Below are 16,299 nucleotides of genomic sequence, written 5' to 3' on the forward strand. Positions count from 1 at the left end.
ATTTCCACTCTGCGGTCACTGTCATCGTGCATGGTCGACGGCGGGCTTGTCCTGCTCTTTCTGTTGCGAGACAGGCGTATCAGGCCTAAGGACGTGCACGACACCCGGCCCGAGGGACCGGGTGTTGGTATTTTTGTTCACCCCAGCAACACGGCGAGAGATCCAGATGCGCCATTTCCTGTCCACCGAAGATTGGTCACGCAACGAACTTCAGGGCCTGCTCGACCGAGCCGCCGCCTTCAAGTCGGGCGTGAAAAGCCGATCGCTGGAGGGCAAGTCGATCGCGCTGCTATTCTTCAACCCGTCGCTGCGAACCCGATCCTCCTTCGATATCGGCGCCTATCAGCTGGGCGGACATGCCATCGTGCTGGACGCCAAGGGTGCGACCTGGCCGCTGGAATTCTCTGACGGCGCGATCATGGATGGCGGCGAGGAAGAGCATGTGCGCGAGGCTGCGCGCGTGCTGTCCTCCTATGTCGACATTATCGCCATCCGCTGCTTCCCGGAATTCAAGGACTGGGAGCGGGAGCGCGAGGACCTGATGATCACCGCCTTTGCCAAGCACGCGACCGTGCCGGTGATCAATATGGAGACCATCATCCACCCCTGTCAGGAACTGGCGCACATGCTGGCCCTGCAGGAGCGCACGGGCGGTCCGATCGCCGGGAAGAACTATCTGCTGACCTGGGTGCCGCATCCCAAACCGCTCAACACGGCGGTGGCGAATTCCTCCCTGCTGATCGCGTCCAAATTCGGCGCCAATGTCCGCATTCTCGTGCCGGACGAAGTCTACCGACTGGACAGCCGCTACATGGACGCCGCCGAGCGCTTCACGGCGGAAGGCGGCGGTTCCGTCACTCTGACCACGGACACCGAGGCGGCCTATTCCGGCGCCGATGTGGTCTATGCCAAGAGCTGGGGCGCGCTGCCCTTCTATGGCAATTGGGACGAGGAAGCCCCGTTCCGGGCCAAGGGTGCCGACTTCATGATCACGCCGGAAAAGATGGCGCTGACCAATAATGCCGTCGTCTCCCACTGCCTGCCGATGCGCCGCAATGTGAAAATCGCGGATGCCGTCGTCGACAGCGATGCCTTCATGGGTATCCAGGAAGCGGAAAACCGGCTGCACGTGCAAAAGGCGGTGATGGAATCCCTGGCCCTGCAGGGAGGGGATGAATGAGCAACCAGCCTCCCGCACCGCCGGTGCGCCAGACGATCGTCCAATTGCTGTCGCAAATGCGCGACGGCAAGGAGATTCGCGAATACCTGCACCGCTTCTCCGGGGTCGACCAGGAACGCTTTGCCGTCATCAAGGTGGGTGGCGCTGTGATCCAGGACGATTTGCCGGGCCTCGCCTCGGCGCTGGCCTTCCTGCAGACGGTCGGGCTGACGCCGGTTGTCGTGCATGGCGGGGGCCCGCAACTGGATGCGGCGCTGACCGAAGCCGGTATCGAGACGGAACGGGTCAATGGCCTGCGCGTCACCCGCGACAAGGCGATCCCGATCATCCGCGACACGCTGACCGAAGCGAACCTCTCCCTGGTCGACGCGATCCGCCATGCCGGCGGCCGCGCCGCCGCGATCCCGCGCGGCGTGTTCGAGGCGAAAATCATGGATGCCGAGACGCTGGGGCGTGTCGGCGAGCCGAGCCGGGTGCGTCTGGACCTGGTGGCCGCAGCCGCCCGCGCCGGCCAGGCCGCAATTCTCGCCTGTCTCGGCGAGACCGAGGATGGCTGTATCGTCAATGTGAATGCCGACGTGGCCGTGCGCGCCCTGGTGCATGCGCTGCAGCCCTACAAGGTGGTCTTCCTGACGGGCACGGGCGGATTGCTGGACGCGGATGGGGACATCCTGTCCTCGATCAACCTGGCCACGGATTTCGACGATCTGATGCAGGCGGACTGGGTGAATGGCGGCATGCAGCTCAAGCTGGAGGAGATCAAGCGCCTGCTGGACGATCTGCCGCTGTCGAGCTCGGTCTCGATCACCAAACCGTCCGAACTGGCGCGCGAACTCTTCACCCATGCCGGGGCCGGGACGCTGGTGCGCCGCGGTGAGCGGATCAAGGCGACGACTGACAAGGCGAGCCTGGATGCCGAGCGGATTTCCGCCCTGATCGAACGCGCCTTCGGCCGCAAGCCGGTGGCCGGCTATTGGGACAGTCTCGTCCTCGACCAGGCCTTCGTGACCGACAGCTATCGCGCGGCCGCGATTACGACGAAGCTGGGCGGCTGGATCTATCTGGACAAGTTCGCCGTGCTGGATGATGCCCGCGGGGAAGGTCTGGGCCGGGCAGTCTGGCACCGTCTGGTCGAATATGCGCCGCGCCTGATCTGGCGGTCGCGCACGACCAATCCGGTCAATGGCTTCTATTTCGACGAATGCGACGGCGCGGTGCGCCGCGGTGAGTGGACCGTGTTCTGGCGTGGCGAAAACATCGATCTGGATGATATCCGCGATGTCGTGGACCAGGCCTTTGCCCTGCCGCCCTCGCTGGAGGCGGTGTGATGACGGCGCGGATCGGACTGATCGGCGCGCGGGGCCATACCGGCCGGGAATTGCTGCGCCTGATTGCCGGGCGGGACGATATGGAGCTCGCCTTCGCCTCCTCGCGCGAATTCGCCGGACGCCCTGTCAGCGAGATGGCACCGGAGATTGCCACCGGTCTGGACTTTGTCGCCATGGCGCCGGATGAGATCGCTGCAAGCGGGGCGGATGCCGTCATCCTGGCCCTGCCCAATGGCGCGGCCGCGCCCTTCGTGGCGGGTTTGCCGGAGGCGACTGTGATCGTCGACTTGTCGGCGGATTATCGCTTTGACGATGCCTGGGTCTATGGCCTGCCGGAAATCCATGGCCGCGAGGCCCTGGCCGGTGCGCGGCGGATATCCAATCCGGGCTGCTACGCCACGGCGGGCCAGCTGGCGATCGCGCCGCTGCGCGGCCGGATCAGTGGCGATGCCCATGTCTTCGGCGTGTCCGGCTATTCCGGTGCCGGGACGACGCCGTCGCGCAAGAATGACACCGAGGCCCTGGCCGACAATCTGATGCCCTATGCGCTCACCGGTCATATCCATGAGCGGGAAATGGCGCGGCATACGGGCGAGGGTGTGCGCTTCACCCCGCATGTCGCCCAATTCTTCCGGGGCATTGTCGCCACGACCCATCTCACCCTGACCGAGCCGACCACGCGTGAGGCGCTGATGGCGGTCTATCAGGACGCCTATGCCGGCGAAGCCCTGATCCGGGTGATGGACGGGATTCCCGAGGTTCGCGACGGGGCCAACCAGCCCGGTGCCGTGATCGGCGGGTTCGCCCTGGATGAGACAGGCCGCAAGGCGGTGATCGTCAGCGCGCTCGACAATCTGCTCAAGGGCGCAGCGACCCAGGCCATGCAGAATCTCACCCTGGCGCTGGGGCTGCCGGAACAGGCGGTCTAGTCGTCCTCGCCGGTGCTGTAGCCGCGCCGGTATCCGACCTCTTCATCATGGGCCTGCCAGCGGGCCTCGTATTCGGCATCGCGCGTGACGCGTTGCGGGCCCGCGGCGCGCCAAAGGGTGAAGTCGCGCGTCATGCGGCCATCCAGCGGAATGGCCAGCGTGCCGGCCGGCTCGAACACGGCGAAGTCCTCCCGAAGGCGTGGCACTTCCATCGGACGATGGGAGACGATGAGGATCTCGCCCTCGAAGCTCTCCGGCAGGGGCCAGACATCCTCGGCATGGTTCAACGGACCGGCATGGCGCAGCCACATGCGCAATTGTCCGTGCAATTGCGGCGCATAGCGCTGGGTCTGGTGGAACACATTGCGGTCGTCGAAGACGATATAGGTGTAGTCACCTTCTGCCGCGGCCTCGGCGATGGCGGCGGCGGTATCGTCCCAGGCGCGGATCCGCTTGGTGGCATTCTCGCCATTCATCGCGACGACCAGGGCCGGACTGGCGGCCAGGGCCACCATGAGCAGGCCGAGCAGGGAGTGACCGACGATGGACAGGCCCAGTACATAGCGCCGCCAGACCGCCCCGCTCATAAGGAAGCCGACGACCAGGATCGTGCTGGCCGCGTAAGCGCTGACCGCCCAATTGGCGTGGGCGCGGCTGAGGAAAGCCTGGATGGTGACCGCGATCAGCGGCGGCAGGATAAAGCCGAGCAGGAGGCGGGTGTCGGCGTCCATCTGCCGGAAAGCTGCGAGGTTCCGGCCGGCCAGATAGACCAGGACGAAGAAGAGAGCCGGGCCGAATACGGCGAGCTGGTCGCCGAGGAAACTCATCATCTCGTCAAAATGGAAGAGGTCGCCGCCCCAGTTCGCATTCGCTGCCGTATGGGAGACGGTGGCGAAGTCGTGGGCGGCATTCCAGGCGATGTTCGGCGCCAGGCAGAGCGCGGCAATGGCAATCGCGAGCGCCCCGCGCGGGCCGAGCAGGGCCGTGCGGGTGGCGCGGTCGAGCAGGAGCGCAATGCCCAGGCCGACCAGGAAATAGATCATCGCGTATTTGGACAGGAAGCCCAGTCCGATCGCGAGGCCGAGACCGGCGGCGGCGACCCAGCCGCCTTCATGACGCAGGCGCAGCAAAGCATAAATTCCGCCCGACCAGCAGCACAGCAGGATGGCGTCGGTCGACATGACAAAGCCGGACAGCCAGATGGCCGGCAGGGTGAGCCAGGTGAGCGCGGCGAAGAAGCCGGTCCGGGCATCGAAGAGGCGGCGGGCGCTGAGGCAGAGGAAGAGGGCGGTGCCCGTATGCAGAAGCGGGGCAGGCAGGCGAACGGCGAAATCGCTGTCGCCGAGCAGGGTCGTCGACAGGCCGATCAGCCAGGCAATCATGGGCGGCTTGGAGAAATAGCCCCAGTCGAAGGTGCGCGACCACACCCAGTATTGCGACTCATCGGCGTGGAGGGCGACCGGCGAAACCGCGAGCATGACAATTCGGGCAATCGCGAAGGCCGCAACCGTGACTAGGGTTGCCTGCATCCAGCGGTCGACTTTCGCGGTCGGCGAGGAGGGAGAATCAGTCATGCGGCAATCCGGTCGGCGGGCTGAAAAAAGTGTAACATTTTCGCCGCAGCCTATGCGCTTTTCGCATGGGGCGGTAAAGGGGGCGTGGACAAAATTCCGGGCCGTCCGCGCAGTTGGACCCCCCGGATTTTGAGGTTTTGTGCAGGTGCACACACATATTTAGCGTTCCGCCTCATTTGCGCATGCGAAAATTCGTCCGCGACCTCGCAACGCGATGTCACAAAACCTTCGCGATTACGTCTTGGAAAGTTTGAACGCCGGACGTAGGAGACCCCTGCTTCGTACTGGGGGCCGGGCCCCCACTTGATCGACCTATCGGGGGACATGTTCCATGTCATTCATGAAAAAACTTTCCTACGGCACGGCGACCCTCGCCCTGCTGGCTGCGGCTCCGGCTGCGGTTTACGCGCAGCAGACCACGGGCGCCATTTCCGGCACCGTGACCTCTGCGAACGGTTCGGCCATCTCCGGCGGTTCCGTGACCGTGCTGCACGTGCCGACCGGCTCCGTGCGTACGGCCAATATCGGCGCCAACGGCACCTTCTCGGCCGACAACCTGCGTCCGGGTGGTCCCTACATCGTCACCGCAACGGCTCCGGGCTTCGCCGGCCAGCGCGTTGAAGACGTCTACATCGAACTGGGTGCCTCCACCGACCTGGCCCTGACCCTCGATTCCGACGCGACCGACGTCATCGTCGTGACCGCGTCCGCGATCAACGCTGTTGAAGTCGCCGTCGGCCCGTCCGCCGTCTTCACCCAGACCGACCTCGAGCGTCTGCCGTCGATCAACCGCACGATCACCGACATCGTCCGGACCGACCCGCGCATCTATGTCGACGAAGCCTTCGTCGATGGCATCCAGTGCGCCGGCGCCAACTCGCGCTTCAACTCGCTGACCCTCGACGGTGTCCGCATCAATGACGGTTTCGGCCTGAACTCGAACGGTTTCCCGACCGAGCGTCAGCCCTTCCCGTTCGACTCCCTCTCGCAGGTCGCCGTCGAACTGGCTCCGTTTGATGTCTACTATGGCGGTTTCTCGGCCTGTAACATCAACACGGTGACCAAGTCCGGTGGTAACGAGATCCACGGCGGTGCCTTCTACGACTACACCTCCGACAGCCTGCAGGGCGACAGCCTCGAAGGCGTGGGCGTCAATGCTCCGGAATTCGACGAACAGCGCTACGGCTTCCACGTCGGTGGCCCGATCGTCGAAGACCGTCTCTTCTTCTTCGTGAACTATGAGCACCTGTCCGGTGCCAACACCTTCACGCGTGGCGTCGAAGGTTCCGGTGCGATCAACGAAGTCGCCGGTTTCACGCAAGCTGAATACGACGAAATCCTCGACATCGCGCGCAACATCTACAACTACGACCCGGGTGTGACGCCGACCTCCTACCCGAACGAAGACGACAAGCTGCTTGTCCGCTTCGACTGGGAGATCAACAACCAGCACCGTGCCGACTTCGTCTACCTGTACAATGACGGCTACAACATCACCGCTTCGGATGGTGACCCGAACGAGTTCGAATTCTCCAACCACCTCTATGAGCGTGGCGCCGAGCTGAACCGTTTCGTCGCCTCCCTGTATTCTGACTGGAACGACAACTTCTCCACGGAAGTCCGCGTAGGCTACAGCGATCTGGTGAACCGTCAGAACTCCATCGGCCAGGACGGCTTCGGTGAGTTCCGCATCACGGACAGCAACACGGTTGCCGTCGACGGTACGGGTCAGCGCAACACCATCTACATCGGTGAAGACGACTCCCGTCAGTCCAACGAACTGAACTACACGATCTTCAACCTGGTCGCCCGCGGTACCTATACCTGGGACAACCACACCTTCTCGTTCGGTTATGAGCGCGAAGAGACGGACATCTTCAACCTGTTCGTCCAGCACACGATCGGCCAGTTCGACTTCGACAGCATCGACGACTTCCGGAACGGTATCCCAGACGACATCGACTACAACAACGCGCCGAGCCTGAACCCGGCCGACGCCGCTGCCGACTGGGCTTACGCCTCCAACGCCCTGTACGCTCAGGACGTGATCGACTTCGGCAATGGTTTCGAGCTGACCGTCGGCCTGCGCTACGACTTCTACACCTCGGACGACTCGCCGCTGGAAAACCCGAACTTCCTGGCTTCCTACGGCTACTCCAACGCCCAGAACATGGACGGTCGTGACCTCCTGCAGCCGCGCGTCGGCTTCAGCTGGGACGTCAATGACGACCTCTCCCTGCGCGGTGGCTTCGGTCTGTTCTCCGGTGGTGACCCGAACGTCTGGCTGTCCAACACCTACTCCACGGACTTCATCTCCCAGTTCGGTGTGAATGAAGGCCTGTTCTACGGCGCGGGTTACTCCACGCTGTTCGACGCCGGCATCGTCTATCCGGACGGCTCCGGCCCGGGTTACTCGGTCCCGTCCGAACTCATCAACGCCGTTGCAAACGGTCAGGGTTCGCCGGGCTTCGAGATGAACAACCTGGATCCGAACTTCGAGATCCCGGGCGAGTGGAAAGTCGCCCTGGGCGGTACCTACCAGCTCGACGTTCCGCTGGGCGGTTTCCTGGGTGGCGAATACACCCTGTCCGGTGACATCCTCTGGTCCCAGGACCACAACGCCGCGATCATCACGCGTCGTGACCTGGAACAGATTGGCACGGGTCCGGCCGGCTTCCCGCTGTACAGCTCGCCGAACTCCCCGGACACGCTGGAACTGACCAATACGGACGTCCAGGCCGAAAGCCTGAACGTGTCCTTCACGGTCGCCCGTGAGTACGATTTCGGCCTCGACTGGGTCTTCGGCTACGCTTACAGCGACGCGGAAGATGTCCAGCCGATGACGTCCTCGGTGGCATACTCCAACTATGTCAGCCGTGCCTTCATCGGTGCGAACGAGGAAATCGCTGCGGTTTCCAACTACAACATCGCACATCGCTTCACCTTCAACGTGAACTATGGCGTCGAGTTCGTTCCGGAATACGAAACGCGCTTCAGCCTGTTCGCGCTGGCCTCCTCGGGCCGTCCGTTCTCTTACACGATGAACGCGAACGGTGGTGGCGACCTGACCAACTTCAGCCCGTTCCTGTCGGGCGACAACTGGCTCTTCTACGTTCCGACCGATCCGGCCGACCCGAACGTGGACCTGTCCGGCCTGTCGGCTTCTGAAGTGACCGCGATGTTCGACTTCATCTCTGACGCTGGTCTGAGCGGCTATGCGGGCGGTTTCGCTCCGCGTAACGGCTTCGAAGGCGGCTGGTGGACGAAGGCCGACCTGCGTATCACGCAGGATCTGCCGGGCTTCATGGAAGGTCACCGTTCGCAGTTCTTCATCGACATCGACAACTTCACCAACCTGCTGAACGACGAGTGGGGCATCCTCAACGAGGCTGGCTTCCCGCGTCGCAACCGGGTGGTCGATGCCGAGCTGAACTCCACGGACACCCAGTTCGTCTACTCCAGCTTCAACAACCCGACGACCGAATCCCGCGTGGGCGGTGCTTCGCTCTGGTCGGTGCGTGTGGGTCTGCGCTACGAGTTCTAAGAACTCTGCAGATTGCGAATATCGGGAAGGGCGGCCCTCGGGCCGCCCTTCTTCGTTCGGGCGATCATTTCCCGCTCGCAAGCGGTCGCGCTGCGTGATAGAGGCGCGGCCCATGAGCACCATCGATCTGCCCCACGAAACCGCCCCGCTGCGCCGGGTCTTCACCTGCTGGCCCTCGGCCGCCGACCTCTGGGAAGAGGACCTGGAACCGGCCCAGGCGGAATTCGCCGATTTTCTCACCAAATTCGTCCTGCCGGCCGAGGGCGGTGAGACGTTTGAACTCGTCATCCTGGTGGCCACGGACCAGGCGGAAGCCTCGGCCCGGGCGGCGATGGGCACGCTGGCCCGGATCGAACGGGCGCAATTCGGCGATGTCTGGGCGCGCGATACCGGTCCGGTCTTCCTGCGCGAGAATGGCTGCGATGTGGCGGTGCGCTTCCACTTCAATGGCTGGGGCGGCAAGTATGAACTGCCGGGCGATGACACGGTCGGTGCCGAGATCGCCCGTCTCGCCAATGCCGAAATCCGGTCAGTGGACCTGGTCGCCGAAGGCGGCGCGCTGGAGTTTGACGGCGAGGGCACGCTGATCTCGACGCGCCAATGCCTGCTCAATCCGAACCGCAATCCGGATCTCACCGAAGCGGAAGTCGAAGCGCGCCTGAAAGACGCGCTGGGCGTGGACAAGATTCTCTGGATCGATGAGGGCCTGCTGGCCGACCACACGGACGGCCATATCGACAATATCGTCCGCTTTGCCCGCCCCGGCGTCGTCATCTGCCAGGCTCCGGCCGGCGAAGACGATCCGCAGGGTGACGTCCTGAACGCCATCGCGGCCCAGCTGGAAGGCATGACGGATGCCCGGGGCCGTCCGCTGGAGGTCCATCGCATCCCGTCGCCGGGCCTGGTGGATCTGGGCGATGGCGAACTGGTCCCGGCCAGCCACATGAACTGGGTGATCGGACCGCGCCATGTCGTGGTGCCGACCTATGGCACGCCGAGCGAAACGGCCGCCATCGAGGCCCTGCGTCCGCTGTTTCCAGCCCATGAGATTGTCGGATCGTCTGCACGTGCCATACTGACGGGCGGAGGGGCCTTTCATTGTGTGACCTGTCACCAGCCCGGAGACTAGATTGATCCGAAACGTCCTGACGGCCTTGTGTCTGACCGCCCTGATCGGAATTCCGGTCCAGGCGAAGGATGATGCCAGCCCGGTCCAGCCGATCGAAACACGGCCGGACTATCTCGACACGCTGCGCACCCGGCTCGATGCCGCGATGGCCGATCCGCGCATGGTCGGCCTGGTGGCCGCCGTGATCGAGGCGGGCGAGCCGGTCTTCATCTATACGCAGGGCGAGACGGCGGCCGGGTCCGGCGAGCCAGTGACCCGCCAGACCCTGTTCCGGGCGGCCTCGGTCTCCAAGACCTTCACCGGCACCCTGCTGGGCCTTTTGGAAGCGGACGGGCTGGTCACGCTGGGCGAGACCGTGCCGGATCATGTCCTGCGCCTGCAGGGGCCCCGCCAGCCGACGCTGGAGGAACTGGCCAGTCATCGTACCGGTCTGCCGCCGAACGCCTATGATCTCGATCTGGAGGCCGGACAATCCCCGTCGCGGATCCGCGAGCGTCTGGCCGGGGTGGATCTGCTGTGTCCGGTCGGTGAGTGCTACACCTATCAGAATATTGCCTTTTCGGCCCTGGAACCGGTGATCGAGACGGCGACGGGCGAGGCTTTCGACACGGTGCTGCAGCAGCGCCTGATCGACGCGCTGGGCTTGCCCTCGGCCTCGATCGGGACGGACGCGCTGACGGCTGCGGAGTCTTGGGCGCGGCCGCATTCCGGCTGGCGCCGCCAGTCCAACCGGCCCGGCGATCCGGATACGCCCTATGACCGTATCCCGTCCGCTTCCGGCCTCAACCTGTCGCTGGACGACCTCATCCTTTGGGCCCAGGTCCAGCTGGGCACGGTGCCGGGCCTGCCGGAAGACGTGCGCCGCCGCATCCATGCGCCGCTGACGCCGACGCTGCGGGAAACCCGGCGTCTGGGGGATCTGCGCGAGCGGGTCGGCGAGACCTGGTACGGGCTGGGCTGGCGTGTCTATGACTGGCAGGGCCGCACCCTGGTCCTGCATTCGGGCTATCTGTCGGGCTATGGCGCGCAGATCGTGCTGGAACCGGAAACCGGTTTCGGCTTTGTCGCCCTGTGGAATTCGGATAACCGGCTGGCCTGGTGGCTGTGGCCGACCGTGATGGATTTGCGAACCGGTGACGGGCCTGGTGCCTGGCTGGATCGCTTTGTGGAGGAGTAACCCATGTCGCGCACGATCAGTGTCGCCGCCCTGCAAGCCCCGTTCGGCACCGACATGGCGGCCAATATCGAGACCGTGAAAACCCTGGTGCGCGATGCCGCGAGCCGGGGCGCGCAGGTCATCCTGCCGCCGGAACTCTTCCAGGGACCCTATTTCTGCAAGGTGCAGGACGAAGCCTTTTTCGCGACCGCCTATCCGGCGATGGAACACCCTTGCGTGACCGAATTGGCGCCGCTGGCGAAGGAGCTCGGCGTGGTGATCCCGGTCTCGATCTATGAGCGCGACGGGCCGATGTATTTCAACTCGATGGTCATGCTGGATGCGGATGGCGAGGCGCTGGGCGTCTACCGCAAGAGCCATATCCCGGATGGTCCGGGCTATATGGAGAAGTTCTATTTCCGGCCGGGCGATACCGGGTTCAAGGTCTGGGATACGCGCTTTGGCCGGATCGGGGTGGGCATTTGCTGGGACCAGTGGTTCCCGGAAGCCGCCCGGATCATGACGTTGATGGGGGCAGAGGTCCTGCTCTATCCGACGGCGATCGGGTCGGAACCGCATGATGACAGCCTGGACACGGCGATCCGCTGGCAGCGCGCCATGCAGGGGCATGCCGTGTCGAATGTGATCCCGGTGATCGCGGCCAATCGGGTCGGGGATGAGGGGGGGCAGGTCTTCTATGGCTCGTCCTTCGTCGCCGATCATACGGGTGAGAAGGTGAGCGAGCTGGACCGGCATGATACCGGCGTGGTCGCCAGTACGTTTGATCTGGATTTCCTGCAGCGCCATCGCGCCGCCTGGGGCTTTTTCCGGGACCGGCGGACCGATCTCTACGCGCCCTATTTTTCGCCGCGGGTCGGCTGAAGCAGGGTTTTGCGGGCGGGCAGGAACAGCGCCAGCACCATGATGATGGCAATGGACGGCCAGCCGAAGGCGATGGCCTGGTCGGTCTGTCCGCGGCTGAGGCTCCAGGCCGAAGCCGTCAGGCCCGTGACCGCAATCAGAGCGGCAAAGATCAGCATTGCCAGGCGCATGCCCATGCTTTCCTCCATCACCCCCCCGGTGTTCCCTTGACCCCTAGCGGGTGTTTGAGACCTGAAAATGGCAGGCTTTGGCTAAGACTTGGTTTCCAACCGGTCACCGCCTGACAATAGGCCGGGCGGTGACCGGTTGGATAAGGTTATCGATTGTCCGGCTGTGAGCGGACGCGTTTCAGACCGAGCCGGGTGATGCGGTAGGGACCGCCGCCCGACGAGGCGATGTAACGGCGCCGTTTCAGCTTGGAGAACAGGTTGAGCGAACAACCGGGCCAGGCCCAGCCGTCGCGTGTGATGGTGGTAATGGTGATGATCCGGCCGCGATCATCCTTTTCGAAATCGATGCGGCCGCCTTGTGCGAGCAGGTGAAGCACGCGCTGCTCGGGGCGTGAAATGTCCATTGTAATTCCAGCAAAAAGGCACGGGAACGCAGGCCGCAGCGATCGCGTGCGGCGGCGTATGCAAGGTGCCCGGTCGTCGTCTGACCGGGCCCTACCGGGCCTCTTGGCTGATGGACATAAAGTCTCCGAAAGTGACGCCCCGGAGATAGGCGGCCGGGCTCGCAAACGCAAGCCCGGCGGCGGATCAGCCGCCCATCAGGGCGCCCTGGATGCCGTCCAGGATGAATTGTGCGGCCAGGGCGGCCAGGATGACGCCGAGGATCCGGGTGATCATGGCGGCCATGGATTCCCCGATCAGCTTCATCACCGGGCCGATCATCAGGAAGGTGCCGAGGCAGAAGGCCAGGATGATGCCGGTGGCGCCGAGGATCACGCCCTGGGCCATCAGGTTCGGGGCGTCAGCCATGAACAGCATCATGGTGGCAATGGCGCCCGGGCCGGCCAGCATGGGAATGGCCATCGGGAAGACGGAGATGTCGTCCCACTGGTCCGGATGGTTGTTGTGCTCGTCGATGATTTCCTCGGCGCGCTCCTCACGGCGTTCGGTGCGCTTTTCGAAGATCATTTCCAGCGCCATCAGGAAGAGCAGGACACCGCCGGCGGCGCGGAAGGCGTCGAGCGAGATGTGCATGGCGTTGAGCAGCCAGGATCCGCCAAAGGCGAAGCCCAGCAGGATGAAGGTGGAAATCACCACGGACCGGATCGCCATGCGGCGCTTGTGGGCCGCCGGCGCGCCATCGGTCAGCGCCGCGAAGATCGGGGCGACACCGGGCGGGTCGATGGCCACGAAGAAGGTGACCAGGGCGGAGGTGAAGAGTTCAAGCATGACGACGGTCCTGTATCAGGCGGCCCGCATAACCGGACAGGTTTGAAAGGTCACGGAAATTCTTTGCTGCAGCGCGCAGACTTGCCATGCAATTAAGCAAACGGGCCCGACCGGACGGTTTTGCCCGAATTCGCTTGTTGTGGTGGCAGGGCCGGTCCAAGCTTCCCCGATCGGGGGAAATATCATGATCACAGCCTTCCGCATGGGTCGTCTGATCGGCCTGCTCGGCCTTCTTGCCAGCTTGGCCGCTTGTGGCGGGGCGCCGGATGAGGGCGTCACCATCCATCGCGGCAACCGGCTGGAACCGGGCACGCTGGACCCGGCCAAGGCGATCATCATGGATGAGCGCACGATTGTCGCCGACCTGTTCGCCGGTCTCTACGAGCCCCTGCCCGACGGCACGCCCCGGCTCGGACTGGCCGAACGTGTGGATGTGTCCGATGACGGGTTGAGCTGGACTTTCCATCTGCGCGAGGCGGTCTGGTCGGATGGTGAGCCGATCACCGCGCAGGATGTCGTCTTCGGCTTGCAGCGCACGCTCGATCCGGCCACGGGCAACCAGTATGCCGCGCCGCTTTTCCCGATCCGCAACGCCGCCGCGATCTATGCCGGCGAAGCGCCGGTGGAGACGCTGGGGGCAACGGCGATCGATGACCGTACGGTCGCGATTGCGCTGGAATATCCCACGCCCTATCTGCCGACCATCCTGATGTATTGGGGCCAGCCCCAGCCTCGTCATGCCGTGGCAGCGCATGGTGAGGCCTGGATGCGGCCGGAAAACTTGGTGGTCAGCGGCCCCTTCATCATGACCGACTGGCGGACCGGCAATTTCATCCGGCTGGAAGCCAATCCGGATTTCTACGAGGCGGACCGGCTCTGCGCCGACACGGTCTATTTCTATCCCACCGTCGACACCGCCTCGGCGGAGCGCCGGGTGCGCAGTGGCGAGCTGGACCTCAATGTCGAATTCTCCGCCGCCAACACGGATTTCCTGCGCCAGACCTCGCCGGAGCTCGTCCAGACCGTGCCCGGCCTCTATATCCGCGCGATCGATTTCAACACCGCGAGCGAACCCTTCGACAATCGCGATGTGCGCCGGGCCCTGTCCATGGCGATCGACCGGCGTTTCATCGCCAATGACATTCTCGGCGGCGATGATGCCCCGGCCTTCCGGGAGATCCCCGAAGGCATTCCCGGCCGTCCCGAGGGCGTCCGGCTGGATTATGCCGACAGGCCCATGCCGGAGCGGATCGCCGAAGCCCGGACCCTGCTGGAAAATGCCGGTTTCGGGCCGGACAATCCGCTGCGCTTCACCCTCTACTACCAGCCGGCCGCCGGCTGGCCCCGCATTGCGCCTGTCATCCAGCAGGACTGGCGCCTGATTGCGGACTGGGTGGAGGCCGGGGTGCAGGTGCGCGACAGCCAGATCCATTACCAGGCCATGCGCGGCGGGGATTTCCAGGTCGCCACCACGGCCTGGGTGCCGGACTTTCTCGACCCCTACGGCATTCTCCTGCAATGGGAGACGCGGGCCGGCGAGATCAATAATACCCGCTGGACCGATCCGGCCTATGACGCCTTGACCGAGGCCGCACTCAACACGGTCGATCCGGCGGAGCGGGCGGCGCTTTATGCGCAGGCGGAACAGATGTTCCTGGACTCCCATGCCAATATCCCGGTCTTCTTCGAGGCCACGCGCAAACTCGTCTCGCCGCGCATCACCGGCTGGGTCACCAATCCGGCGGCCATCAACCAGAGCCGCTGGCTGTGTACGGTCGAGGCGGAAGCCGCCGCCGCGGAATAATCATCTCCCTGTGTCTTGCGGGGCTGTGCGAAGCCCGTCTGCGGGATAATCTGGCCCCGGTTTCAACGCGGGGGATTTCATGCCGGATTGGCTGCCGCCCATATTGGGCACGCTGGACATTGCCGCCTTTGCGGCGCTGATCATCGGTGTGTTCTGGAATGCAAGGGAAACGCGGCGGGGCACCTATATCCAGCTGGAAACCGAGGCGCTGGAACTCTTCCGCTTCGAGGCGGAATACCGCGCCGTCATGTCCCGCCTGCAGAATGATGATCCCGACAATCCCGCCGAGCTGAGCCCGGACGATACGGTGGTCGCCAACAACTATTTCCTGCAGACGCTGAACCTGTTCGAGATCGCCGTCCGCCTGCGCCGCCGCCGCAATCTAGAGAAGACGATTTTCGGCACCTGGGTGGCCTGGTTCCTGGAAGCGTCGGAATATCCCTATTTCCGCCAGCAATGGGCGGAGTACCGGCTGCATTATTCGCCCGACATGCGGGGCATTTTCGACGATTATTTTGCCCGTGTGCCGGACCTGTCCGGCGATTACGAGGACCGCCAGCGTATCTTCTATGAAGTCGCGGGCAAGCGGATGAAGTGCCGGACGATTTCGAGGTGGCTGGATGAGCACTGAGACCGATATCGCCATCCGCCCGATCACGGCGGACGAGACCGGGGCGCTGGGCCAGTGGGCCGCGCCGCGCCTGAAAGCCCTGCCGGTCTATATCTCCCATGGCGAAATCCTCTCCGGGCGCAGTCTCGACGGGGAACACTGGGTCGAGGATCTCGACACGGTTCTGGCCGGCGATTTCACCGCTTGTCTGGAGAGTGGCGGCACGGTTTTCATCGCCGAGGCGGACGGTCAGACGGCCGGTTTCTGCGCCGTCTACTGGCAGACCACGCCGCACGGCCAATCGGTCGCCACGGTCGAGGACATGCTGGTCGATGATGCGGTGCGCGGCGACGGGATCGGCCAGGCCCTGCTGCAGACCGCCGAAGCCTTCGCCGACGCCAGGGGCGCCGACCATATCCTGCTGGAAAGCGGGATCGGCAATGAAGGCGCGCATGATTTCTTTGAACGCCAGGGCTACCGCGTCGTCTCGAAGGTGTTTGCGCGGAAAGGCTAGCGCCCATTGCGCCCCCTCTCCCTCGGGGAGAGGGTGGCGCGCATGCGCCGGGAGAGGGGGAAATCCCGGTGCTGGCAGGTGATCGCCAAAACCTCGCCGTCCCCCCTCATCCGCCGCTTCGCGGCACCTTGTATGTGAGTTGGGTGCTAGATTGGGCTGTCTTCCGGGACAGCCTGTCTGGCGCACCACCGCCAGACAGGCTTGGCGTCGGACGGGTCGTGGGCACCTTGGGCTTTTGAGCCCGTGGAG

At 64.3% G+C, this 16,299-nt stretch carries 14 protein-coding genes; 10 read left to right on the forward strand and 4 right to left on the reverse strand.

From position 1 onward, the window contains the following. Positions 1–160 precede the first annotated feature (160 nt). The 3 genes from FCS99_RS06260 to argC are packed head-to-tail and all read left to right on the forward strand — an operon-like array spanning position 161 to position 3,437. Positions 161–1,180 carry an N-acetylornithine carbamoyltransferase gene (locus FCS99_RS06260; protein WP_171036262.1) on the forward strand — a complete coding sequence of 340 codons (1,020 nt, stop codon included), beginning with the start codon at positions 161–163 and terminating at the stop codon, positions 1,178–1,180. Continuing rightward, entirely contained in the window at positions 1,177–2,508 is a 1,332-nt protein-coding gene (locus tag FCS99_RS06265; RefSeq protein WP_138511213.1) for an acetylglutamate kinase, read from the forward strand. The genes FCS99_RS06260 and FCS99_RS06265 overlap by 4 nt, the downstream gene beginning before the upstream one ends. Further along, positions 2,508–3,437 carry an N-acetyl-gamma-glutamyl-phosphate reductase gene (argC, locus tag FCS99_RS06270; RefSeq protein ID WP_138511214.1) on the forward strand — a complete coding sequence of 310 codons (930 nt, stop codon included), beginning with the start codon at positions 2,508–2,510 and terminating at the stop codon, positions 3,435–3,437. The genes FCS99_RS06265 and argC overlap by 1 nt, the downstream gene beginning before the upstream one ends. Here the strand turns inward: argC and FCS99_RS06275 are convergent. Next, on the reverse strand, positions 3,434–5,011 hold the full coding sequence (locus FCS99_RS06275; protein WP_138511215.1) for a glycosyltransferase family 39 protein: 1,578 nt from the start codon (positions 5,009–5,011) through the stop codon (positions 3,434–3,436). The two genes, argC and FCS99_RS06275, sit on opposite strands and share 4 nt — an antisense overlap. 331 nt (positions 5,012–5,342) lie before the next feature. On the opposite strand from FCS99_RS06275, the gene FCS99_RS06280 reads away from it, so the two are divergent. The 4 genes from FCS99_RS06280 (at position 5,343) to aguB (ending at position 11,722) form a co-directional block, all read left to right on the forward strand. Beyond that, the gene (locus FCS99_RS06280; protein ID WP_138511216.1) at positions 5,343–8,555 is read left to right on the forward strand and encodes a TonB-dependent receptor; all 3,213 of its coding nucleotides are present in this window, start codon (positions 5,343–5,345) and stop codon (positions 8,553–8,555) included. 112 nt (positions 8,556–8,667) lie between these two features. Further along, positions 8,668–9,684, forward strand: a complete 1,017-nt coding sequence (locus FCS99_RS06285) for an agmatine deiminase family protein (RefSeq protein ID WP_138511217.1) — start codon at positions 8,668–8,670, stop codon at positions 9,682–9,684. A 1-nt stretch (position 9,685) separates the two neighbouring features. Next, complete coding sequence (locus FCS99_RS06290; protein ID WP_138511218.1) at positions 9,686–10,861, forward strand: serine hydrolase domain-containing protein; 1,176 nt, start codon at positions 9,686–9,688, stop codon at positions 10,859–10,861. 3 nt (positions 10,862–10,864) lie between these two features. Further along, positions 10,865–11,722 (forward strand): N-carbamoylputrescine amidase, encoded by an 858-nt coding sequence (gene aguB, locus FCS99_RS06295; RefSeq protein WP_138511219.1) that lies wholly within the window; start codon positions 10,865–10,867, stop codon positions 11,720–11,722. Here aguB and FCS99_RS06300 read toward each other — a convergent pair. The 3 genes from FCS99_RS06300 to FCS99_RS06310 all read right to left on the reverse strand — a co-directional run bounded on the left by FCS99_RS06300 (position 11,698) and on the right by FCS99_RS06310 (position 13,122). Continuing rightward, positions 11,698–11,892 carry a hypothetical protein gene (locus FCS99_RS06300; protein WP_138511220.1) on the reverse strand — a complete coding sequence of 65 codons (195 nt, stop codon included), beginning with the start codon at positions 11,890–11,892 and terminating at the stop codon, positions 11,698–11,700. The two genes, aguB and FCS99_RS06300, sit on opposite strands and share 25 nt — an antisense overlap. Positions 11,893–12,038: 146 nt before the next feature. After that, the gene (locus FCS99_RS06305) at positions 12,039–12,296 is read right to left on the reverse strand and encodes a YjhX family toxin (protein ID WP_138511221.1); all 258 of its coding nucleotides are present in this window, start codon (positions 12,294–12,296) and stop codon (positions 12,039–12,041) included. A 184-nt stretch (positions 12,297–12,480) separates the two neighbouring features. After that, positions 12,481–13,122, reverse strand: a complete 642-nt coding sequence (locus FCS99_RS06310) for a MarC family protein (RefSeq protein ID WP_138511222.1) — start codon at positions 13,120–13,122, stop codon at positions 12,481–12,483. 184 nt (positions 13,123–13,306) lie between these two features. Between FCS99_RS06310 and FCS99_RS06315 the strand changes: the two genes are divergently transcribed. From FCS99_RS06315 to FCS99_RS06325, 3 genes are all read left to right on the forward strand, one after another. After that, positions 13,307–14,926 (forward strand): peptide ABC transporter substrate-binding protein, encoded by a 1,620-nt coding sequence (locus FCS99_RS06315; protein ID WP_138511223.1) that lies wholly within the window; start codon positions 13,307–13,309, stop codon positions 14,924–14,926. Between the two features lie 79 nt (positions 14,927–15,005). After that, the gene (locus tag FCS99_RS06320) at positions 15,006–15,557 is read left to right on the forward strand and encodes a hypothetical protein (protein WP_138511224.1); all 552 of its coding nucleotides are present in this window, start codon (positions 15,006–15,008) and stop codon (positions 15,555–15,557) included. Then, positions 15,547–16,050 (forward strand): GNAT family N-acetyltransferase, encoded by a 504-nt coding sequence (locus tag FCS99_RS06325; protein ID WP_138511225.1) that lies wholly within the window; start codon positions 15,547–15,549, stop codon positions 16,048–16,050. The genes FCS99_RS06320 and FCS99_RS06325 overlap by 11 nt, the downstream gene beginning before the upstream one ends. Positions 16,051–16,299 lie beyond the last annotated feature (249 nt).

This window comes from Maricaulis alexandrii (genome assembly GCF_005871165.1).
Classification (GTDB): domain Bacteria; phylum Pseudomonadota; class Alphaproteobacteria; order Caulobacterales; family Maricaulaceae; genus Maricaulis; species Maricaulis alexandrii.